This window comes from Mesorhizobium sp. P2_C5_2, from assembly GCF_056404535.1.
Genome location: NZ_JBFUDV010000004.1, coordinates 262844 through 282568 on the forward strand (window position 1 = coordinate 262844; position 19725 = coordinate 282568).

At 64.1% G+C, this 19725-nt stretch carries 22 protein-coding genes; 17 read left to right on the top strand and 5 right to left on the bottom strand.

Annotation, left to right across the window (positions count from 1 at the left end):
- The first annotated feature begins 27 nt into the window (after positions 1-27).
- The 6 genes from AC1D1B_RS16365 (at position 28) to AC1D1B_RS16390 (ending at position 6206) form a co-directional block, all read left to right on the top strand.
- A complete protein-coding gene (locus AC1D1B_RS16365; RefSeq protein ID WP_477333539.1) occupies positions 28-1674 on the top strand; it encodes a Na+/H+ antiporter in 1647 nt (548 codons plus the stop codon).
- A 173-nt stretch (positions 1675-1847) separates the two neighbouring features.
- Positions 1848-3161: a serine hydroxymethyltransferase gene (gene glyA / locus AC1D1B_RS16370; protein ID WP_477333540.1), complete on the top strand. Its 1314-nt coding sequence runs from the start codon at positions 1848-1850 to the stop codon at positions 3159-3161.
- 78 nt (positions 3162-3239) lie between these two features.
- Entirely contained in the window at positions 3240-3827 is a 588-nt protein-coding gene (locus AC1D1B_RS16375; protein ID WP_477333905.1) for an invasion associated locus B family protein, read from the top strand.
- A gap of 138 nt (positions 3828-3965) precedes the next feature.
- Complete coding sequence (gene nrdR, locus AC1D1B_RS16380) at positions 3966-4460, top strand: transcriptional regulator NrdR (RefSeq protein WP_023669351.1); 495 nt, start codon at positions 3966-3968, stop codon at positions 4458-4460.
- A 2-nt stretch (positions 4461-4462) separates the two neighbouring features.
- Positions 4463-5587, top strand: coding sequence for a bifunctional diaminohydroxyphosphoribosylaminopyrimidine deaminase/5-amino-6-(5-phosphoribosylamino)uracil reductase RibD (gene ribD, locus AC1D1B_RS16385; protein ID WP_477333541.1), 1125 nt, complete (start codon positions 4463-4465; stop codon positions 5585-5587).
- A gap of 1 nt (position 5588) precedes the next feature.
- Positions 5589-6206 carry a riboflavin synthase gene (locus tag AC1D1B_RS16390; RefSeq protein WP_477333542.1) on the top strand — a complete coding sequence of 206 codons (618 nt, stop codon included), beginning with the start codon at positions 5589-5591 and terminating at the stop codon, positions 6204-6206.
- 60 nt (positions 6207-6266) lie between these two features.
- Here AC1D1B_RS16390 and AC1D1B_RS16395 read toward each other — a convergent pair whose 3' ends face one another.
- Positions 6267-6914, bottom strand: a complete 648-nt coding sequence (locus AC1D1B_RS16395) for a glutathione S-transferase family protein (RefSeq protein WP_477333543.1) — start codon at positions 6912-6914, stop codon at positions 6267-6269.
- Between the two features lie 224 nt (positions 6915-7138).
- Here AC1D1B_RS16395 and ribH point away from each other — a divergent pair, with 224 nt between their 5' ends.
- From ribH to AC1D1B_RS16430, 7 genes are all read left to right on the top strand, one after another.
- Positions 7139-7633, top strand: a complete 495-nt coding sequence (gene ribH / locus AC1D1B_RS16400; RefSeq protein WP_477262863.1) for a 6,7-dimethyl-8-ribityllumazine synthase — start codon at positions 7139-7141, stop codon at positions 7631-7633.
- Positions 7630-8121 (top strand): transcription antitermination factor NusB, encoded by a 492-nt coding sequence (gene nusB / locus AC1D1B_RS16405; RefSeq protein WP_181060737.1) that lies wholly within the window; start codon positions 7630-7632, stop codon positions 8119-8121. The genes ribH and nusB overlap by 4 nt, the downstream gene beginning before the upstream one ends.
- Positions 8118-9335 (top strand): MFS transporter, encoded by a 1218-nt coding sequence (locus AC1D1B_RS16410; RefSeq protein WP_477333544.1) that lies wholly within the window; start codon positions 8118-8120, stop codon positions 9333-9335. Before nusB ends, AC1D1B_RS16410 begins: the two co-directional genes overlap by 4 nt.
- A gap of 163 nt (positions 9336-9498) precedes the next feature.
- Positions 9499-10410 (top strand): glycine betaine ABC transporter substrate-binding protein OsmF, encoded by a 912-nt coding sequence (gene osmF, locus AC1D1B_RS16415; protein ID WP_477333545.1) that lies wholly within the window; start codon positions 9499-9501, stop codon positions 10408-10410.
- Between the two features lie 288 nt (positions 10411-10698).
- Positions 10699-11862 (top strand): ABC transporter permease, encoded by a 1164-nt coding sequence (locus AC1D1B_RS16420; RefSeq protein WP_477333546.1) that lies wholly within the window; start codon positions 10699-10701, stop codon positions 11860-11862.
- Positions 11859-12797 carry an ABC transporter ATP-binding protein gene (locus AC1D1B_RS16425; RefSeq protein WP_477333547.1) on the top strand — a complete coding sequence of 313 codons (939 nt, stop codon included), beginning with the start codon at positions 11859-11861 and terminating at the stop codon, positions 12795-12797. Before AC1D1B_RS16420 ends, AC1D1B_RS16425 begins: the two co-directional genes overlap by 4 nt.
- On the top strand, positions 12794-13546 hold the full coding sequence (locus tag AC1D1B_RS16430; protein WP_477333548.1) for an ABC transporter permease: 753 nt from the start codon (positions 12794-12796) through the stop codon (positions 13544-13546). The genes AC1D1B_RS16425 and AC1D1B_RS16430 overlap by 4 nt, the downstream gene beginning before the upstream one ends.
- A gap of 2 nt (positions 13547-13548) precedes the next feature.
- Here the strand turns inward: AC1D1B_RS16430 and AC1D1B_RS16435 are convergent, their stop codons facing one another.
- Together AC1D1B_RS16435 and AC1D1B_RS16440 are read right to left on the bottom strand one after the other, a co-directional pair.
- The gene (locus AC1D1B_RS16435; protein ID WP_477333549.1) at positions 13549-13704 is read right to left on the bottom strand and encodes a type II toxin-antitoxin system HicB family antitoxin; all 156 of its coding nucleotides are present in this window, start codon (positions 13702-13704) and stop codon (positions 13549-13551) included.
- Between the two features lie 69 nt (positions 13705-13773).
- Entirely contained in the window at positions 13774-14004 is a 231-nt protein-coding gene (locus tag AC1D1B_RS16440; protein WP_477333550.1) for a hypothetical protein, read from the bottom strand.
- On the opposite strand from AC1D1B_RS16440, the gene AC1D1B_RS16445 reads away from it, so the two are divergent.
- Positions 13994-16135, top strand: a complete 2142-nt coding sequence (locus AC1D1B_RS16445) for a sodium-translocating pyrophosphatase (RefSeq protein WP_477333551.1) — start codon at positions 13994-13996, stop codon at positions 16133-16135. The two genes, AC1D1B_RS16440 and AC1D1B_RS16445, sit on opposite strands and share 11 nt — an antisense overlap.
- A gap of 78 nt (positions 16136-16213) precedes the next feature.
- On the opposite strand, the gene AC1D1B_RS16450 is transcribed toward AC1D1B_RS16445, so the two are convergent.
- Positions 16214-17212, bottom strand: a complete 999-nt coding sequence (locus tag AC1D1B_RS16450; RefSeq protein ID WP_477333552.1) for a glycosyltransferase family 2 protein — start codon at positions 17210-17212, stop codon at positions 16214-16216.
- A gap of 1 nt (position 17213) precedes the next feature.
- Positions 17214-17759, bottom strand: a complete 546-nt coding sequence (locus tag AC1D1B_RS16455; RefSeq protein WP_477333553.1) for a dTDP-4-dehydrorhamnose 3,5-epimerase family protein — start codon at positions 17757-17759, stop codon at positions 17214-17216.
- 301 nt (positions 17760-18060) lie between these two features.
- On the opposite strand from AC1D1B_RS16455, the gene AC1D1B_RS16460 reads away from it, so the two are divergent.
- The 3 genes from AC1D1B_RS16460 to AC1D1B_RS16470 all read left to right on the top strand — a co-directional run bounded on the left by AC1D1B_RS16460 (position 18061) and on the right by AC1D1B_RS16470 (position 19671).
- A complete protein-coding gene (locus AC1D1B_RS16460) occupies positions 18061-18522 on the top strand; it encodes an anthrone oxygenase family protein (protein WP_477333554.1) in 462 nt (153 codons plus the stop codon).
- Between the two features lie 74 nt (positions 18523-18596).
- Positions 18597-18884, top strand: coding sequence for a hypothetical protein (locus AC1D1B_RS16465; protein ID WP_477333555.1), 288 nt, complete (start codon positions 18597-18599; stop codon positions 18882-18884).
- A 229-nt stretch (positions 18885-19113) separates the two neighbouring features.
- Positions 19114-19671 (top strand): hypothetical protein, encoded by a 558-nt coding sequence (locus AC1D1B_RS16470; RefSeq protein WP_477333556.1) that lies wholly within the window; start codon positions 19114-19116, stop codon positions 19669-19671.
- Positions 19672-19725 lie beyond the last annotated feature (54 nt).

A 19725-nucleotide genomic window follows, 5' to 3' on the forward strand; every position in this document is an offset into this window, starting at 1 on the left:
TGGTCCGGAAAACAGCCGGAATCGCGCATGCAGGTCGCCGTCTTCATCCTCACCGTGCTCGTCTTCGTCGCGCTTTCCGGCGCGCTGGTGCGGCTGGTGCGGGTGCCGCTGCCGGTGCTGCAGATTGCCATCGGCGCCGCGCTTGCCTGGCCGGTGAAGGGCATTCATGTCGAGATCGATCCCGAACTGTTCCTGCTGGTGTTCATCCCGCCGCTGTTGTTCGGCGACGCCTACGGCGCGCCCAAGCGCGAGCTGATCGCGCTGCATGGACCGATCCTCGACCTCGCCATCGGGCTGGTCTTCTTCACCATTGTCGGCTTCGGCTATGCCTTGCACTGGCTGGTGCCGAGCATCCCCCTGGTCGTCGCCTTTGCACTTGCCGCTGTGCTGTCGCCAACCGATGCGGTGGCCGTGTCCTCGATCGTCGACAGGAGCCTGGTGCCGGCGCGGCTGATGCATATTCTGGAAGGCGAGGCGCTGCTCAACGATGCATCGGGCCTGGTCATGTTCCGTTTCGCCGTGGCGGCCGCAGTGACTGGCAGCTTCTCCTTCGCCGGTGCATCGCTGTCTTTCGTCTATGCCGTCGCCATCGGCATCCTGGCCGGGGTGGCTGCCTTGTTTATCGCCGCCCGGCTGCTGCAGCTGTTGAACCGCATCGGCGGCGTGCCGGCCGAGGTACAGGTTCTGGTTATGGTGCTGCTGCCCTTCATTGCCTATCTCATCGCCGAGCATGTGCATGCCTCGGGCATTCTGGCGGCGGTCACCGCCGGGCTTTTGACCGGCGGCTCCGGCGTGTTTCGCTTCCTTGGCGTTTCGGCCCGTATACAGACGATATCGCTGTGGAGCACTTTGTCCTTCACCTACAACGGCGCGCTGTTCATCGTGCTCGGCCTGCAGCTTCCCGACATCATTCGCCGCGTGCCGCCCGAGCTTGCCGGCCACTACCCGATCCTCCAGCCGATCGCGACGGTGATAGCGCTGACGCTCTGCCTGATTGCGCTGCGCTTCCTCTGGATCTGGGTCGGCGATATCGCGGCGGGCATCAAGGCGCGGCTGGGTAAGCGCAAGGCCGAGCCTTTCGGCATGCGCGTGCGGCTTGCCGGCTCGGTGGCCGGCGTCCGCGGCGCGATCACGCTGGCCGGCATCCTGTCGCTGCCGCTTGCCATGCCGGATGGCTCACCCTTTCCGGCGCGTGATCTCGCAATTTTCCTCGCCGCCGGCGTCATTATCTGCTCGCTGGCGATCGCCAGCGTGGCGCTGCCAAAGATAGCGCGCGGGCTGGTGGAACCGGGTGAGGATGAGGGCGCCATCGAGGAGCGTCTGGCCCGTGTGGGCGCCGCCAAGGCGGCGATCGCCCGCATCGAGAGCATGGTGGGCGCCAGCGACGACGACCAGGGCGAGGTGCCCGGCGCCCGGCTTGCCGCAGCCGAAAACATCGTCGCCGGCTATCGGCGCCGCATCGCCACCTCCGACGAGGCCGATGACGCCCGGGCAGAGGCCCGCGAAGCCGGGCGGCTCGAGCTCGAAATGCGGCTCGCCGGCATCGAGGCCGAACGCACCGCCGTGCGCGACATGGTCCGCAGCGGCGCGATCAACGACCACACGGCGCGGGCGCTGTTTACCGAGATCACGCTCACGGAAGCCTTGCTGCAAGGGCGGCAGGAGCGGAAATAGCAGGTTCAGGGCCGCTCTGCCGCAAACCGACCAGCAAATTTCGCGCCGCAAACGTGGCGAGGCCAAAACAACTGTGTTAATGGCGCGGCAATGCATGTCGCCCGGAACTGCGCAACGGTTTTGCGGTAGCGATATGCATAGATAAATTACCCCAAACCGGAGGATTTCAGGCCATGGCAACAGCAGCGGCAGCGTCGAACAAATTCGAATCCTTCTTCGAAACCACGCTGGAAGATGCCGATCCGGAAATCTTCGGCTCCATCCGCAACGAACTCGGCCGCCAGCGCCATGAGATCGAGCTGATCGCCTCGGAAAACATCGTTTCGCGCGCCGTGCTCGAGGCGCAGGGCTCGATCATGACCAACAAATATGCCGAGGGCTATCCGGGCAAGCGCTACTATGGCGGCTGCCAGTTCGTCGACGTGGCAGAAGAACTCGCCATCGAGCGCGCCAAAAAGCTGTTTGGCTGCAACTTCGCCAACGTCCAGCCGAATTCCGGCAGCCAGATGAACCAGGCGGTCTTCCTGGCGCTGCTGCAACCCGGCGACACCTTCATGGGCCTCGACCTGAATTCCGGCGGCCATTTGACCCACGGCTCGCCCGTCAACATGAGCGGCAAGTGGTTCAAGGTCGTCTCCTACGGCGTGCGCAAGGAAGACCATCTGCTCGACATGGACGCCATCGAGAAGACCGCGCACGAGACCAAGCCGAAGCTAATCCTGGCCGGCGGCACCGCCTATTCGCGCATCTGGGACTGGAAGCGTTTTCGCGAGATCGCCGATGCGGTCGGCGCCTATCTGATGGTCGACATGGCCCATATTGCCGGCCTCGTCGCCGGCGGTGTGCATCCCTCGCCATTGCCGCATGCCCATGTCGTCACGACAACCACGCACAAGTCGCTGCGCGGCCCGCGCGGCGGCATGATTCTCTGCAATGACGAGGACATCGCCAAGAAGATGAACTCGGCGGTTTTCCCTGGCTTGCAGGGCGGTCCGCTGATGCATGTCATCGCCGCCAAGGCGGTAGCCTTCGGCGAGGCGTTGAAGCCGAGCTTCAAGCTCTATGCCGAGAGCGTCGCCGCCAACGCCAAGGCGCTGGCTTCGAGCCTCAAGGAGACCGGCCTCGACATCGTCTCCGGCGGCACCGACAACCATCTGATGCTGGTCGATCTCAGGCCCAAGAACGCCACCGGCAAGCGCGCCGAGGCAGCGCTTGGCCGCGCCAACATCACTTGCAACAAGAACGGCATTCCTTTCGATCCGGAAAAGCCTTTCGTCACCTCGGGCGTTCGTCTCGGCACGCCGGCCGGCACCACGCGTGGCTTCGGCCAGGCCGAGTTCCGCGAGATCGGCAAGCTGATCGCCGAAGTTCTGGACGGGTTGAAGGTCGCCAATTCCGACGAAGGCAATGCCGCAGTCGAGGCAGCGGTGAAGGCCAAGGTCGTGGCGCTGACCGATCGTTTCCCGCTCTATCCCTATCTCGGTTGACCGCCAGCGGCGCTTCGTCTTTTATCCCGCGCTCTGCGCCGCTCCTGTTCGGCGGCGCGGTCTACTGGAGATTTGATGATGCGAATGTTCCGTCTTGCCACTCTGGCGCTCTTCGGCTCGCTTGCCACCTTCGCCGTGTCAGGCGCGGTTGCCCAGGAGCAGACGCAAACGAGCACGGATATGCCGGCCACCAACACCTTTGGCAGGTGGACCACCATCATCGATGCGCTCGACACCGGCCAGGATTCACACAAGACCTGTGCCGCCTCGACGGCCTTTCTCGATGGCAGCGGCAATGCCGGCACGCTGACGCTTTCGATCTCGACCGGCGACGCCCTGCCGCCCGATGCCTATCCGGCCATCATGATCACGGTTGCCAACAAGGACCTGCCGACCGGCAAGAAGGTGGCGGCGACCTTCGGCGACCCCGGCGTCAAGGTTTCCGCAACGGTCTATTCGAACGATGCCGCCGGCCGCCCGAGCTGGACGGTCGACAATCAGGCCAAGACCAGTCTGGCGCTGCTGCGTGCCATGCGCCAGGTCATCTCGCTCGATGTGACGTTCGGCAAGCAAACCGTCGCCAGCATTCCGATGGATGGCTTCACCAAGGCCTACCGCAACCTCGGAACGTCCTGCGGCTTCCCGACCAAGGACGTCGCGCCCTGAGGTATCTGGCGGTGCTGGCAATTTTCCTCGCGCCTCGCTATCTCTGAGGGCACGAGCGGCCGTTACCGAACCTTTGCCGTCCCGGCAAAAACCTCTAAGCCTCTCGTTCCGCCAGATTCGCCAACCCGAAGGCTCTCCATGCGCTGTCCCTATTGCCAGTCCGAAGATACGCAGGTGAAGGATTCGCGCCCCGCCGAGGATGGCGCGGCGATCCGCCGGCGGCGCGTCTGCCCCGATTGTGGTGGCCGCTTCACCACCTTCGAGCGCGTCCAGCTGCGCGACCTCGTTGTGGTGAAGAAGTCCGGCCGCAAAGTGCCGTTCGACCGTGACAAGCTCTTGCGTTCCGTTGAGATCGCGGTGCGCAAACGCAATGTCGATCCCGAGCGCATCGACCGCGCCGTCACCGGCATCGTGCGCCAGCTCGAAAGCTCCGGCGAGACGGAAATCGCCTCGGGCGAGGTCGGCCGTCTGGTCATGGAGGCGCTGAAATCGCTCGACGACGTCGCCTATGTCCGCTTCGCCTCGGTCTATCGCAATTTCCGCGAGGCCAAGGATTTCCATGACGTGCTGGGAGAACTCAAGGGTGACGAGCTCAAGGGCGACGAGCTGAAGAGCGAAGAGGACGCCGGCTGAGCATGGCAGCGCCTGGCAAAGCTGAGCAGGAAGTTCTCGACCGCCGTTTCATGGCTGCCGCGCTGCGGCTGTCGCGCAGAAATGCCGGCCGCACCTCCACCAACCCTTCCGTCGGCACGATCATTGTGCGCGATGAGGGCGCTGGCCCGATGATCGTCGGCACCGGCGTCACCGCCGTCGGCGGCCGGCCGCATGCCGAGACCGAGGCGCTGGCTGAAGCGGGCGAGTTGGCACGCGGCGCCACCGCTTACGTCACGCTTGAACCTTGCGCTCATCATGGCCGCACGCCGCCTTGCGCCAATGCGCTGGTCAATGCCGGCGTGGTGCGCGTCGTTGGTGCCGCCAGCGACCCCGATCCGCGCGTTTCCGGCAAGGGCTACGCCATTCTGCGCGCCGCCGGCGTCGAGGTGGTCGAGAAAGTGCTGGCTTCCGAGGCCGCCGAGCAGATGGCCGGCTATCTGATTCGATCGCTGAAAAAGCGCCCGGAAGTGATTCTGAAGCTTGCGCTTTCCAGCGACGGCAAGATCGGCAGGCATGGCGCCGGCCAGGTCACGATCACCGGCGATATCGCCCGCCGCGAAGTCTATCTGATGCGGGCCGAGGCCGACGGGATTTTGGTCGGCATCGGCACGGCGCTGGAGGATGATCCGGCGCTCACCGTGCGGCTGCCTGGGCTGGAAAACCGCTCGCCGGCGCGCATCGTGCTCGACCGCCAGATCAGGTTGCCGGAAGCCTCGAAACTGGTCTCCGGCATCGACAGGGTGCCGCTCTACGTCGCCGCCTGCCTGGAGGCCGACCCGCTGCGGCGGTCGATGCTTGAGCGCACCGGCGTGCGCTTCATCGGCACCGAAACCCACGAAGGCGGGGTGGCCTTGCCGGAACTGCTCGAGGATCTCGGCGCGCTCGGCATGGCCAGCGTTCTGGTTGAAGGCGGCGCCAAAGTGGCCAGCGCCTTCCTCGCCGACGGACTGGTCGACCGCATCGTGCTGTTCCAGGGGCCGGATGCGATCGGCGAGGGCGGCATTGCATCGCCCATCGACGCCAACCATATCCCGGCAGGCTTCCGCAAGCTGCGGGAGATGCGCTTTGGCGAAGACGGGTACGCCGAATGGGTGAGAGATATCTGAAATGTTCACTGGAATTGTCACGGATGTCGGTACTGTCGCGGCCGTCAAGCCGCTGAGCGAAGGCGTCGGCCTGCGCATCGATACCGCTTATGACCCTGCGACCATCGCCATCGGCGCCTCGATCTCCTGCGGTGGGGTGTGCCTGACGGTGACGGCGCTGCCAGACGGCGGGTCCAACGCACGCTGGTTCGAGGTTGAGGCCTGGGAAGAGGCACTCAGGCTGACCACGGCGTCGGGCTGGAAATCAGGCACCAAGGTCAATCTCGAGCGGGCGCTGAAAATCGGCGACGAACTCGGCGGCCACATTGTCTCCGGCCATGTCGACGGGATGGCCGAGATCGTCGAGCGCAAGGACGAGGGCGATGCCGTGCGCTTCACCCTGGAGGCGCCGCGCGAGCTGGCGAAATTCATTGCGCCAAAAGGCTCCGTCGCGCTCGACGGCACCTCGCTTACGGTGAACAAGGTCGAAGGCACTCGCTTCGACGTGCTGTTGATCCATCATTCGCTGACCGTGACCACCTGGGGCGAGCGCAAGGTCGGCGACCGCGTCAACCTCGAGATCGACACCATGGCCCGCTACGCCGCGCGCTTGGTCGAGGCGGCGAAAGAGGGTCTGTAGCGACAGTCGATATTCCGCCCAAAGGCGCCAAATTGATCGTCGTCTTGAAAGCTGCTGCCTTCAACTCGCGGCTGGGGCGTTGACCGCAAGTTGCGCCATGAAACCCCTGATATAAGCAGGCCGCGCTTCCCCGCGTGCGACATAGGCAGCCAGGTTTTGATATTCGTCCAGAATGCCTGACATTCTCAGCCGCAGCAGCACCGATACCATCAGCAGATCGCCCGCGCTGAACGCACCATCGAGCCAGTCGGCCGCGCCCAGATGAGCCGAGAGCTTGTGCAGCCGGGCGCGAACACGGTCCTTTACCAACGGCAAGCGTGCCTCGCCCCAGGGCTTGTCGGCTTCGAATATTCTTGCCGTCGTCAGTTCGAGGATCGGTGGCTCGACGGTGTTGAGGGCGGCAAACATCCACGTGATGGCGCGCGCCCGCGCATCGCGATCCCCAGGCAGCAGGCCCGCATGCTGCTCGGCAAGATGAAAGACGATCGAGCCGGTCTCGAACAGACAGAGGGAACCTTCCTCATAGGTGGGGATCTGGCCGAAGGGATGGATGGCCAGATGGTCAGGCGCCTTCATCCCTGCGAAGGACACAAGACGAACCTCATAGGGCTGTCCCACTTCTTCGAGCGCCCAGCGAATGCGCGTATCGCGTGCCAGTCCCTTGCCGCCATCGGGCGATCGTTCAAAGGCGGTGATGGTGATTGTCATCGTATCTGTTTCCCTGCCTGGGCGAAATTCTTCGGTGTCCTATCGTTAAGACGAATAAGGCTCGCAAAAGTCGACATCGGTCTTGAACTATTTCATTGCCGGGCGCAGTTCGCGAATGCCCGCTCCCGGGGTCGAGGTAGCACGGAAATTGGCCTGGCCCTTCGGACAAAGCTTGCGAATGCGGCCGCTTCGGCCTAAGTCACCGGCGACCCCCGGAGACATTTATGGCTGGCACATCCCAACACGGCAAAGCGTTCATCCGCCCGAAGAAGAAGGCCCACCTTCTGATCATCGAGGCGCGTTTCCATGACGATCTTGCCGATGCGCTTCTCGACGGGGCGACAAACGCACTCGACGAAGCCGGCGCGACCTATGACGTCGTCACCGTTCCCGGTTCGCTGGAAATTCCCGCCGTGATCACGTTTGCGCTCGACGGCATGGGCGAGGGCGGCAAGGACTATGATGGTTTTGTCGCGCTCGGCACCATCATCCGCGGCGACACCTATCATTTCGATATCGTTGCCAATGAATCGAGCCGCGCGCTGATGGACCTGTCCGTGCAGGAGGCGATTGCGATCGGCAACGGCATCCTGACCACCGAAAACGACGCGCAGGCCTGGACGCGCGCCAAGCGCTCGGAAGGCGACAAGGGCGGCTTTGCCGCGCGCGCAGCACTCACCATGATCGCGCTCAAAGAGAAACTGGGAGCGCAATCGTGAGCGAACCCGCTTCGCCCGGTCCGCGCCACGCCAACAAACGTGGCGCTGCCCGTCTGGCCGCCGTGCAGGCGCTTTACCAGATGGACTTGGCCGGCAGCGGCGTCTTCGAGATCACCGCCGAATACGAGGCCTTCCGGCTCGGCAAGGAAGTCGACGGCGCGCTTTACCGCGAGGCCGACGCGCAATGGTTCCGGGCCATCCTGACCGGCGTCGTCGAGAACCAGAAGACCATCGATCCGATCATCCGCCAGGCGCTCACCGAGGACTGGCCGCTGTCCAGGCTCGATTCGACACTGCGCGCCATCCTGCGTGCCGGCGTCTACGAACTGATGAAGCGCGACGACGTGCCAGTGGCCGTCATCGTTTCGGAATATGTCGACATCGCGAAGGCCTTCTACGAGGAAGACGAGCCGAAGCTGACCAATGCCGTGCTGGATCGCGTGTCGCGCCGGGTGCGCGGTGAGGGCCGCGGCAAGGACGCGTCGTGATCGACGCGGTCGCCGGCGCAGCAAGGGAAGCGCGCCGCACGGCAATTATCCTGGCGGCCTCGCAGGCGATCATCGGTTCGGCGGCGCCGATAGCCATCTCCATGGGCGGACTGGCCGGGCAATATCTGCTCGGTCCCGACAAGTCGCTGGCGACAGCGCCGATCACCGGCTTCAACATCGGCGTGGCGCTCGGCGCATTGCCGGCCGCGGCCATCATCCGCTGGCTCGGCCAACGCGGCGGCTTCATGACCGGCACCATCGTCACCGCGCTTGGCGGCGTTATCTCCACGCTGGCGCTGTTCCAGGCGAGCTTCTGGCTGTTTGCTTTCGCCCTGCTGGTGATCGGCGTCGGTGGCGCCTTCGTCCAGCAGTTCCGCTTCGCCGCCGCCGACAACGCGCCGCCCGAATTCAAGGCGCGCGCCATTTCCTTCGTGCTTGCCGGCGGCATCATCACCGCCATCCTCGGGCCGCAGATCGTCATCTTCACCCGCGAATTGCTGGCGCCGGTCATGTTTGCCGGCTCGTTCGCGGCCATTCCCGTGCTGGCGGCAGTTGGCGCAGCCATTCTCTGGATGCTGCGCATCCCGGCCAAGGCCACCGGCCATACGGAAGTGGCGTCCAGAGACGCCCGGCCGCTGTCCGAGATCGTCACCCGGCCGCGTTTCGTCGCGGCACTGTTTTGCGCCGTCGGCAGCTATGCGCTGATGAGCTTCGTCATGACCGGCGCGCCGCTGGCCATGGTCGGCTGCGGCCTGTCGACCGACGACGCCACGCTTGGCATTTCCTGGCATGTGATGGCGATGTTTGCGCCGAGCTTCTTCACCGGTTCGCTGATCCATCGCTTCGGCGCCGAACGCATCGTTGCCACCGGCCTGGTCCTGCTCGTTGGCTGCGGCACGGTGGCGTTGTCGGGCCTGCATCTGTGGCAGTTCTGGACGGCGCTGATCCTGCTTGGCCTCGGCTGGAATTTCGCCTTCATCGGTGCCACCGCCATGGTTGCGGACAGCTACCATCCGTCCGAAAAGAGCAAGGTGCAGGGCTTCCACGACTTCGTCCTGTTCGGCTCCGTCGCCTTCGCCTCGCTGATGTCGGGTGCCATCTACAATGCCTGGGGCTGGGAGATGCTGAACTGGCTGGTCTTCCCGGTCGTCGCTCTGTGCTTCGTCGCGCTGGGCGCGCTCAAGTTGACGGGATTGCGCAAAGCCCGCGCCTGATCGCTGACACGGCCTGTCAGCATGGCGCCGGCCGAAATCGCGGCGGCGGCACAAAATTATTGCGCCTGTACCTATTGTTATGAAACCGTGTGCCCCGACGGGGCGTTGAAGCCATGCTCATATGCGGCCGCCGCATTCCGGTTCAAAGCAAGAGGTTTTCATAATGTTTTCAGTCAAGGTTCTGGCCAGCGCGGCATTGGCGCTTGGCATCACCGCGGCTTCCGCCAATGCCCAGGTCGTCGTCTCCTCGAAGATCGACACCGAGGGTGGCGTGCTCGGCAACATCATCCAGCTTGTGCTGAACGCCAACAACATCAAGACCACCGACCGCATCCAGCTCGGCGGCACGCCGGTGGTGCGCAAGGCGATCACCGCCGGTGAGATCGACATCTATCCCGAATACACCGGCAACGCCGCTTTCTTCTTCGAGAAGGCCGACGATCCGATTTGGAAGGATGCCGCCAAGGCTTATGAGACGGCCAAGAAGCTCGACTATGACGCCAACAAGATTGTCTGGCTGTCGCCGTCGCCGGCCAACAACACCTGGGCGATCGCGCTGCGCAAGGAGGTTGCCGAGACCAGCAAGCTGGCGACGCTGTCCGACTTCGGCAAATACGTCGCCGGCGGCGGCACAGTGGTTTTGGCGGCCTCGGCCGAGTTCGTCAATTCGGCGGCGGCACTTCCGGCCTTCCAGACCACTTACGGCTTCACGCTGAAGCCGGACCAGCTGATCACGCTCTCGGGCGGCGACACTGCGGCGACCATCGGCGCGGCCGCCAACCAGACCAACGGCGCCAACGCCGCCATGGTCTACGGCACCGACGGCGGCATCGCGCCGTCCGGCCTGGTCGTGCTCGATGACGACAAGGGCGTGCAGCCGGTCTACCAGCCGGCGCCGATCATCCGCGAAGCCGTGCTGAAGGAGCATCCCGAGATCGAGACATTGCTGAAGCCGGTCTTCGCCAAGCTCGACCTCGTCACGCTGCAGGAACTCAACGGCCGCGTCCAGGTCGGCGGCGAGCCGGTCAAGGGCGTCGCCGAGGACTTCCTGAAGAAGAACGGGTTTTTGAAGTAGTCAGCGCAGCCAGCTGATCGTGACATCGGTGCGAGGCGCTCCCTTCTGGAAGCTGCTGATCTCCCCCCTTGCGGGGGAGATGTCCGGCAGGACAGAGGGGGGTGCTGCCCCGCCGACCTTCCGGCCCGTCACCGCCGCATGCTCGGACAGGGTTGCTTCTGAACAAGCCGACGCTCGAAAGCTGGCGATCCTTCACACCCCCCTCTGGCCTGCCGGCCATCTCCCCCGCAAGGGGGGAGATCGGATGTCGCGCGGGCTTTCGCCAATCGCCTCTCATGAGAGGCATCCATGACCCTCCGTTTCGACAAGCTCGGTGTGGTCATTGCGGCGATCGTTGCCTATGCGGCGTTCTTCGCCTCGTTCGCCACCTTCCGCGCCAACCGCATCGTGCCCGGGGAGGCGCGTTCGATACTCGAGGCGTTGCCCGCCACTGTCGGGCCGCTTCTGCTGGCAATCGTCGTCGTGGCCGCAATTATTGCGTTGCTGAAGACCCCGCTGGTCCTGCGCCTTGCGGCAAGCGTGGCGGCGCTTGCAGCCCTTGCCATGCTGATCGGCGTTGCCGGCACCTTCCTGACGCCGGCGGGCAACACCTTCGCCCGCATCTCGCCGGCTTCCGGCTTCTGGCTGCTGATCTTTGCCTTCATGTTGCTTTTGGCCGATGTGCTGACCAGGCTCAACCTGTCGCCACTGGCCCGCGTCGGCGTGCTCGTCATTGCGGCGCTCGCCATCGGCTTGCTGCTGATATCGGGGCAGTGGGACAGTCTGTCGATCCTCAAGGAATATGCCAACCGCGCCGACAGTTTCTGGGCCGAAGGCTCCAAGCACATCACGCTGGCGCTGGGATCGCTGGCGGCGGCGGTGATCGTCGGCCTGCCGCTCGGCATTCTGTGCCATCGCGTCGAACGGTTGCGGGCCGGCGTGCTCAATGTGCTCAACATCGTCCAGACCATACCCTCGATCGCGCTGTTCGGCCTGCTGATCGCGCCGCTCGGCTGGGTCGCCGCGCATGTTCCAGGTGCTGCGGCGCTCGGTATCAGAGGCATCGGCACCGCACCGGCCTTCGTCGCTTTGTTCCTCTATTCGCTGCTGCCGGTGGTGGCCAACACGGTGGTCGGACTTGCCGGTGTACCCCGCGCGGCCAACGATGCCGCTCGCGGCATGGGTATGACCGATCGCCAGCGCCTGTTCGGCGTCGAGTTTCCGCTGGCCTTTCCGGTCATCCTCACCGGCATCCGCATCGTTCTGGTGCAGAATATTGGCCTAGCCACAATCGCAGCGCTCATCGGCGGTGGCGGCTTTGGCGTGTTCGTGTTCCAGGGTGTCGGGCAGACGGCGATGGACCTAGTGCTGCTCGGCGCCGTGCCGACGGTGGCGCTGGCCTTTGCCGCAGCCATCGCCCTCGACGCTGTGATCGAAATGACCGCCACCAAGCGCAGGGTTGAAACGGCATGATCGAGATCGAAGGCATTACCAAGCGGTATGACGCAACGACCGTGGTCGACGACGTGTCGATGGTCATCGAGCCGCGCACGGTCTGCGTCATCGTCGGCACCTCCGGTTCCGGCAAGACGACGCTGCTGCGAATGATCAATCGGCTGGTCGAGCCGACCGCGGGCGTGATCAAGCTCGACGGCAACGATAACCGCTCGTTGCCCGGCTACGAGCTGCGCCGCAGCATCGGCTATGCCATCCAGGGTCACGGCCTGTTCCCGCACCGCACCGTGGCGCAGAACATCGCCACCGTGCCGGTGCTGCTCGGCTGGGACAGCGCCCGTATCAAATCCCGCGTCGCCGAACTGATGACGCTCTATCAGCTCGACCCCGAGGCCTATGGTCCGCGCTATCCGCACGAACTGTCCGGCGGCCAGCAGCAACGCGTCGGTGTTGCCCGTGCGCTCGCCGCCGAGCCCAATGTGCTTCTCATGGACGAGCCGTTCGGCGCGCTCGACCCGATCATCCGCACCAAGGCGCAAGAGGACCTGCTGGCGATCCAGAAGCGCTTCGGCACCACCATCATCCTCGTCACCCACGACATGGAAGAGGCGGTCCATATGGGCGACAAGATCGCCGTCATGGATGCCGGCAAGCTGGTGCAATATGCCAAGCCGGAAGAGATCCTGGCGCGGCCGGCGAGCGCCTTCGTCGAGACCCTGGTCGGCGCCAGCGAAAAGCCGTTCCGGCTTTTGTCGCTCGGCCGGGTGCGCGATGCCGTGGAGAAGGGAACCGCCGAAGGAGAGGCGATTCCCGGCGACGCCAGCCAGCGCGATGCGCTCGCCGAACTCCTGTGGTCGGGCCGGCCGGCGCTGCCGGTAAAGGGCGAAGACGGCAAGCCGCTCGGCCGCGTCACTGTCGATGGCCTGGTGAAGCGCGCGGCGAGGCCGGCATGAAAGCCTGGCTGCCTTCGCTGCTCAGGCTGGCCCTGGTGGTGCTGCTCGTCGCCTTTGTCACCAATCCCAGCTGGTTCGAGCCGCTGTTGAAGCCGCTGACCGAAAACAACGCGCCGGCGATCTACAATCAGGGCAGCCTGCTGACGCTGACGCTGCTGCATCTCAGGACCGTGCTGATCGCCACCGTCGCCGCCACCATCGTGGCGGTCGCACTTGCCATCCTCGTCACCCGGCCGGCGGGCGCCGAGTTCCTGCCGCTGTCGCGCAGCCTGGTCAATATCGGCCAGACCTTCCCGCCGGTGGCGGTGCTGGCGCTGGCGGTGCCCGCCGTCGGTTTCGGCGAGAAACCGACGCTGATTGCACTGTTCCTCTATGGCCTGCTGCCGATCTTCGAGAACGCGCTGACCGGGCTGACGACGCTGCCCGGCAATATCATGGAGGCCGCGCGCGGTGCCGGAATGACCGGCTGGCAAAGGCTGATCAAGGTTGAATTGCCGCTCAGCGCCCCGATCATTCTGGGCGGTATAAGGCTGTCAGTGGTGATCAGCCTTGCGACCGCCACGATCGGCTCGACGGTTGCCGCCAAGACGCTGGGCGAGGTGATCATCGCTGGCCTGCTGTCGAACAATCTCGCTTTCGTCCTGCAAGGCGGCCTGATCGTCGCCGCCCTTGCCGTGCTGATCTATGACGGCCTGTCGGCAATCGAGCGCTACACGGCGCGCCGCATGGGGCAGGAGACCGAGCGCTGATTTCAGATGTCTACTGAGACGCAGCCTTCGATAGCTTCACGCAAATTCTCAACCAGTTCCTCCAAGGTTTCGCCCTGGGTCGCGCAGCCGGGGATTTCCGGCACCTCTGCCCAGTAGCCACCTTCCTCGGCCTCGTGAATGATCGCTGCGAACTTCATGAGCTAAATCCGGTTTGACCCTAACGATAACCGACCAAGTGGCAAACCAACAGCCCGGATGCCGCTGCGTCATTTCAATCGATCTAATAGCAAGGCATCGGCGACAGGAATGTTCTGGCCTAAACCTTTTGGCTGAAAGCCGGGCAAAAACCGAACAATATCTTGACGTTCCAAGCCCTGTTTCGCATACACCGCTGCGAAGGACGGATTCCGCCTGCCGGCATCCGCTCCCCGTCTCAACGGCCCAGGGAGGGGTTCTTTTGGGCCATCAATCGAGGAAAATTCGGCAATGACCATCATTTTCGCCGTCATCGCCTGCGGCTTGCTTTCAATCCTCTACGCCATCTGGGCGACACGATCGGTTCTTGCAGCCGATCAGGGCAATGCACGCATGCAGGAAATCTCCGCCGCCATCCGCGAAGGCGCGCAGGCCTATCTGGCGCGCCAGTACACCACCATCGCCATCGTCGGCGTCGTCGTGCTCATTCTCGCCTGGTGGCTGCTCTCGATCACCGCCGCGGTCGGCTTCCTGATCGGCGCCGTGCTTTCGGGTGCTGCCGGCTTCATCGGCATGCACGTCTCCGTGCGCGCCAATGTGCGCACCGCGCAGGCGGCATCGAACAGCCTTGCCGCCGGCCTCGACATCGCCTTCAAGTCGGGCGCTATCACCGGCATGCTGGTGGCTGGCCTCGCGCTGCTCGGCGTCTCGATCTACTACTACATCCTGACCGGCCCGATGGGCCTGCAGCCCAATGACCGCATCGTGATCGACTCGCTGGTCTCGCTCGGCTTCGGCGCTTCGCTGATCTCGATCTTCGCCCGTCTCGGCGGCGGTATCTTCACCAAGGGTGCTGACGTCGGCGGCGATCTCGTCGGCAAGGTCGAAGCTGGTATTCCCGAAGATGATCCGCGCAACCCGGCCACCATCGCCGACAATGTCGGCGACAATGTCGGCGACTGCGCCGGCATGGCCGCCGACCTGTTCGAAACCTATGCGGTGACCGTCGTCGCCACCATGGTTCTGGCCGCCATCTTCTTCGGCGGCACCGCCGCTCTGGGTGCGGCGATGCTCTATCCGCTCGCCATCTGCGGCGCCTGCATCCTGACCTCGATCGTCGGCACCTTCTTCGTCAAGCTCGGTTCCAACGGCTCGATCATGGGCGCCCTCTATAAAGGTCTGATCGTCACTGGCCTGTTGTCGATCGTCGGCCTCGGTGTCGCTACCTCGGCAACCGTCGGCTGGGGCGAGGTCGGCACCGTTGCCGGCATGACCATCATCGGCAAGAACCTGTTCATCTGCGGCCTGATCGGCCTCGTGGTGACGGGTCTCATCGTGGTGATCACCGAATATTATACCGGCACCGGCAAGCGCCCGGTGAACTCCATCGCCCAGGCTTCGGTGACCGGTCACGGAACCAACGTCATCCAGGGCCTTGCGGTGTCGCTGGAATCGACCGCACTGCCGGCAATCGTCATCGTCGGCGGCATCATCTCGACCTACCAGCTCGCCGGCCTGTTCGGGACGGCGATCGCAGTCACCACCATGCTCGGCCTTGCCGGCATGATCGTCGCCCTCGACGCCTTTGGCCCGGTCACCGACAATGCCGGCGGTATTGCCGAAATGGCCGGCCTGCCCAAGGAAGTGCGCCACTCCACCGACGCGCTCGACGCGGTCGGCAACACCACCAAGGCGGTGACCAAGGGCTATGCCATCGGTTCGGCCGGGCTCGGCGCGCTGGTGCTGTTTGCTGCCTATTCGAACGATTTGAAGTTCTTTGCCGCCAATGGCGACAAATATCCCTACTTCCAGGGCATGGGCGATGTTTCCTTCGACCTCTCCAACCCTTACGTCGTCGCCGGCCTGATCTTTGGCGGCCTGATCCCTTACCTGTTTGGTGGCATCGCCATGACGGCTGTCGGCCGTGCGGCAGGCGCCATCGTCGAGGAGGTGCGCAAGCAGTTCCGCGAGGATCCGGGCATCATGGCCGGCACCTCCAAGCCGAACTATGCGCGCGCCGTCGACCTGCTTACCAAGGCGGCGATCCGGGAAATGATCATCCCCTCGCTGCTGCCGGTGCTGGCACCGCTCGTCGTCTATTTCGGCGTGCTGTTGATTTCGGGTTCGAAGGCATCCGCCTTTGCAGCCCTCGGCGCTTCGTTGCTCGGCGTCATCGTCAACGGCCTGTTCGTCGCCATCTCGATGACCTCGGGCGGCGGTGCCTGGGACAACGCCAAGAAGTCGTTCGAGGATGGTTTTGTCGACAAGGACGGCGTCAAGCACCTGAAGGGTTCCGAGGCGCACAAGGCCTCGGTCACCGGCGACACGGTCGGCGATCCCTACAAGGACACCGCCGGTCCTGCGGTCAACCCCGCGATCAAGATCACCAACATCGTCGCGCTCCTGCTGCTGGCCGTGCTCGCGCACGGCTAAGGCAAAGCCACCGCTTCAGGAAAAAACCCGCGGGAGCGATCCCGCGGGTTTTTGTTTGAGATATACGCTGGAGGCGAGTCAGACCTCACCCGGCTCGGTGCCGGCATCGCCACGCTTGCTGTAGCGATCGAGCAATTCGCTTACGCCAGGCTCGCGCTCAGGCATCGGCGCCAGGCCACGCAGCTGGCGCAGCCTGGTGACGAAGGCGCCTCGCTTGTGCTTGCGGCGGAAGGCGCGGGCGCGGGGATGGATGCCGAGAGCCGCCATCAGCCTGCGCCTGAGGTAGCTCGACGGCGCAAGGCGGACGGGTTCGCTCGCATGGGCAAGGATTTTCACGCGCAAGGCGTCCGGCGCCTGCATGGCGTCCAGAAAATCCTTCTGTTCCTGCACGTTGTCGTCGAGATAGGAACCTTTGCGGATGCCGGAGTGCAGTTTGATCACCGTAAGGTGCGGCATCGTCGCGATCACCGCGCCCTTTCGCCATGCCCGAAACAACCAATCCTGCGAACTTTCGCAAAAGCACTGGCTGGCCGGCCGCCAGGGACCGAGTAGGCTGAACGAAGCGCGGCGGAACAATTGGGCCGAGCCAAATCCTTCCGTCGTGACCGGGTCATAGAAGCCGTCCTTGCCGAACCCGAAGATCGAATTGATGGGATCGCCGGCCGCCGGCGGCGGCCGAATGACGGCGCCGCGTGCCAGCACCACGTCGGCCCCCGTCGCGTCGATCCAGCCGGTCATCGCCGCCAAATGGTCGGGAAACCACAAATCGTCGTGGTTGAGCAAGGCGACGAAGCGGCCACGCGCCCTGGCAAAGCCGATATTGTTGGGGCCGGACTGTTCGCCGAAATTGACGGGAAGATCGATATAGACGATGCGGGCATCGTTAAATTCAGCGACGACGGCCGCCGTATCCGGCCTGCAATCATCGCCGATGACCAGGGCTTCCCAATCCTGCAGTGACTGGCGCATCAGGCTGGTCAGCGCCTGCCGCAGTGCTGCCGGCCGGTTGTGCGTTGCGATCACGACCGAGACCAGCGGTTCGCCGCCGACCTGATCGCGCTGCCCGGATACTTCCACGCTACACCAGTTTGTAGGGGATGTGGTCGGTATCCGGCGGCAGGCGCCAGTGATCGGGCTGATCGTAGGCATAGGCCTTGTCGACGAGATTGAGGAGCACCGCCGTCTCCGCTCCAAGCGAGACAACGCCGTGCCATATGCCGGGTGGAATGATGATGACCGCCGGGCGCAACGGGCCGATAATCTTGTGCCAGACGGCGCCGAAGGTCGGTGAGGCCTTGCGTCCGTCAAACAGCGAAATGCGAACGCTGCCGACGCAGCAGAACAGCCGATCGGTTGCCACAGCATGGGCATGCCAACCTGTCACCGCGCCGGGATACAAGGTGCGCTGGAAGACCTGGCCGACCGGCTCGGAATCGAGCTCCCACTCCTCGCGAAAAATCTCGGTCAGATAGCCGGTGGAGGTTGCGACCGGCCTGATCTCCTTGACCCTCACGCCATCGATCGCCACCGGCTCGATCGGCATCCAGTCAGGCGTCACCACCTGGCCGTCAGCCGTTCCGGTCGCCATCCAGCCGGTCGGTTTTGTCTGGTTTTTGTCCTGCACGGGTGCCTCCCAATTCAGCGCGATGCCGCCATTGGCCCAGCACGGTCTGATACGAATTCGACCGGTCGCTGGCAAGTATGCCTCAACGTCTGCTGATGGGTTTCAACCTTACTGCACTTGATGCTTCCGACAGGACCGAAGGGCCGCATTGCCCAAAACATCGTTCCGTCCTGCCCAAGCCCGGGTCATCCGCCTCTTTTAATACCCAGCCACTGGCCAGGGCGTTGCGATTGACGCGGCGTCCGGCTCGCCCACGCGGCGATTTCGGGCAGGGAAAAGACATTTCGGGCAGGGAAAAGACATGGATATTTTTCTGATGACGGCTTCGCTTGCGCTGGCCGGGATTATTGCCGGCATCTACGTCTCGGGCGTAATCCACGACTTTCGCATCGATGATCTCACCGCCGGCCAGTACATGGCCATGCATCAGATGCGTGACAGGACGTTTACCCGGGTGATGCCGGTCGTCAGGCTGACGACGCTGGTGCTGATCGCGGCGATGGCGATGTTTGCGGTCGACGCCGGTCTGCCGCGCATCCTGACCATCGTCGCCGCGGCGCTGGTGGTGATCGACATTGGCTTTACCGTCAGCCGACAGGTGCCGCTCAACAAACAGGTCCAGAGCTGGACGCCGGTGACCATTCCCGATGATTGGGCGCAAACGCGCGACCGCTGGGCGGCCAACCACAATCTGCGCCTTGTGCTCGGGCTGGCTGAGTACGCCTGCCTGTTTGCCGCGGTCATCCTGACCCTGAGCCGGTGATTCCGTTTTTGCGAAACGCTGCGGCATGGGCCGGCGCTGGCCGCTCGTGCCCGCTTTTGAAGGAGAAACAGACGATGCCGGTTCTGCTGGTTACCGAGATCGAAGGACAGACCCAGGCCGGTTACGAGAGCGTGCTGGTCAAGGTCGGCGATGCCGTCAGGCAGTCGCATGGTTTTGTCCTGCACGCCTCCCACCCCACCGAGCAGGGCTGGCGCGTGGTCGAGATCTGGCAGTCGAAGGAGGCCGCGACCCTTTTCTTCTCCGCCTATGTCGCACCGAACCTGCCCAAAGGCATCAGGCCGAAGATTTCGTTCCACCAACTGCACAATCTGGTCAGGCCCTGCGCGTGGCCGCGGTACTGAGCAGCGTCGCGCTTCTTGTCTATGCCGTTCTGACTTCTTCCGGGCCGATAATGGTCATGGAATTGATCCTGCTGCCGATCAACAGCTACCGCCTGATCGAGTTGCTGAGACCGCCAGGTAACCTGGCAGTTCCGCCGCGGCGCCACGCGATGGTTACATCCCGGGTCCAGAAAACACCTCACTGACAAGGTGGCTGTGACGGGCCGTATTGAAAGACAGGACTATTGCCATGCTGCACCACGCTTCATTCAACGCCCGCGATCCGCAGGCCGTCGCCACCGTTCTTGCCGAAATGCTTGTCGCCACAGCGGTTCGCGCGCCGTCGCCACCATTCCCGCAGGGCGCATGGTTCGTCTGCCTTGGCGATGATTTCGGCTCGCTGATCGAAATCCTGCCTTGTGGCACGGTTCTGGACCAGAAGGCGCCGCTCGGCATCGACTTTGATCCCAACATGCGCCTGCGCTCCGGCTCGCATGTGCTGCTCAGCACGCCCAATTCGACCGAAACCATCCAGGGCATTGCCGCCCGCACGGGTTGGCACAGTGAACTGATCGATGCGCGCCTGTTCAAGGTGCTCAAGGTCTGGATCGAGGACGAAACCCTCGTCGAATTCCTGACGCCCGAGATCGCACCGCTCTACCGCGCGACATTCGGCTGGGGCGGCATGGCGACACTCAACATCAAGCTGCGCGAGCTGGAGAGCCAGATGGCGGCAGCTCTTGCCGCCAAAGCCGCGACCCAGCGGGGCTGCAAGGATGAGCATCTGGCCGATGCTATGAGCCCGTGAGCACTGGAGACGCCTTCTGATGACCTCGGGAGGGCAGTTCTCAACGGCCGCTGC

Excerpts from the sequence above, each read along its gene's own strand:
- AC1D1B_RS16395 (WP_477333543.1), bottom strand. The coding sequence starts at position 6,914 with ATGACAATCACCATCACCGCCTTTGAACGATCGCCCGATGGCGGCAAG.
- osmF (WP_477333545.1), top strand. The coding sequence starts at position 9,499 with ATGTTTTCAGTCAAGGTTCTGGCCAGCGCGGCATTGGCGCTTGGCATC.
- ribH (WP_477262863.1), top strand. The coding sequence starts at position 7,139 with ATGGCTGGCACATCCCAACACGGCAAAGCGTTCATCCGCCCGAAGAAG.
- AC1D1B_RS16390 (WP_477333542.1), top strand. The coding sequence starts at position 5,589 with ATGTTCACTGGAATTGTCACGGATGTCGGTACTGTCGCGGCCGTCAAG.
- glyA (WP_477333540.1), top strand. The coding sequence starts at position 1,848 with ATGGCAACAGCAGCGGCAGCGTCGAACAAATTCGAATCCTTCTTCGAA.
- AC1D1B_RS16365 (WP_477333539.1), top strand. The coding sequence starts at position 28 with ATGCAGGTCGCCGTCTTCATCCTCACCGTGCTCGTCTTCGTCGCGCTT.
- AC1D1B_RS16460 (WP_477333554.1), top strand. The coding sequence starts at position 18,061 with ATGGATATTTTTCTGATGACGGCTTCGCTTGCGCTGGCCGGGATTATT.
- AC1D1B_RS16470 (WP_477333556.1), top strand. The coding sequence starts at position 19,114 with ATGCTGCACCACGCTTCATTCAACGCCCGCGATCCGCAGGCCGTCGCC.
- AC1D1B_RS16425 (WP_477333547.1), top strand. The coding sequence starts at position 11,859 with ATGATCGAGATCGAAGGCATTACCAAGCGGTATGACGCAACGACCGTG.
- AC1D1B_RS16375 (WP_477333905.1), top strand. The coding sequence starts at position 3,240 with ATGCGAATGTTCCGTCTTGCCACTCTGGCGCTCTTCGGCTCGCTTGCC.
- AC1D1B_RS16430 (WP_477333548.1), top strand. The coding sequence starts at position 12,794 with ATGAAAGCCTGGCTGCCTTCGCTGCTCAGGCTGGCCCTGGTGGTGCTG.
- ribD (WP_477333541.1), top strand. The coding sequence starts at position 4,463 with ATGGCAGCGCCTGGCAAAGCTGAGCAGGAAGTTCTCGACCGCCGTTTC.
- nrdR (WP_023669351.1), top strand. The coding sequence starts at position 3,966 with ATGCGCTGTCCCTATTGCCAGTCCGAAGATACGCAGGTGAAGGATTCG.
- AC1D1B_RS16435 (WP_477333549.1), bottom strand. The coding sequence starts at position 13,704 with ATGAAGTTCGCAGCGATCATTCACGAGGCCGAGGAAGGTGGCTACTGG.
- AC1D1B_RS16420 (WP_477333546.1), top strand. The coding sequence starts at position 10,699 with ATGACCCTCCGTTTCGACAAGCTCGGTGTGGTCATTGCGGCGATCGTT.
- AC1D1B_RS16445 (WP_477333551.1), top strand. The coding sequence starts at position 13,994 with ATGACCATCATTTTCGCCGTCATCGCCTGCGGCTTGCTTTCAATCCTC.
- AC1D1B_RS16465 (WP_477333555.1), top strand. The coding sequence starts at position 18,597 with ATGCCGGTTCTGCTGGTTACCGAGATCGAAGGACAGACCCAGGCCGGT.
- AC1D1B_RS16440 (WP_477333550.1), bottom strand. The coding sequence starts at position 14,004 with ATGATGGTCATTGCCGAATTTTCCTCGATTGATGGCCCAAAAGAACCC.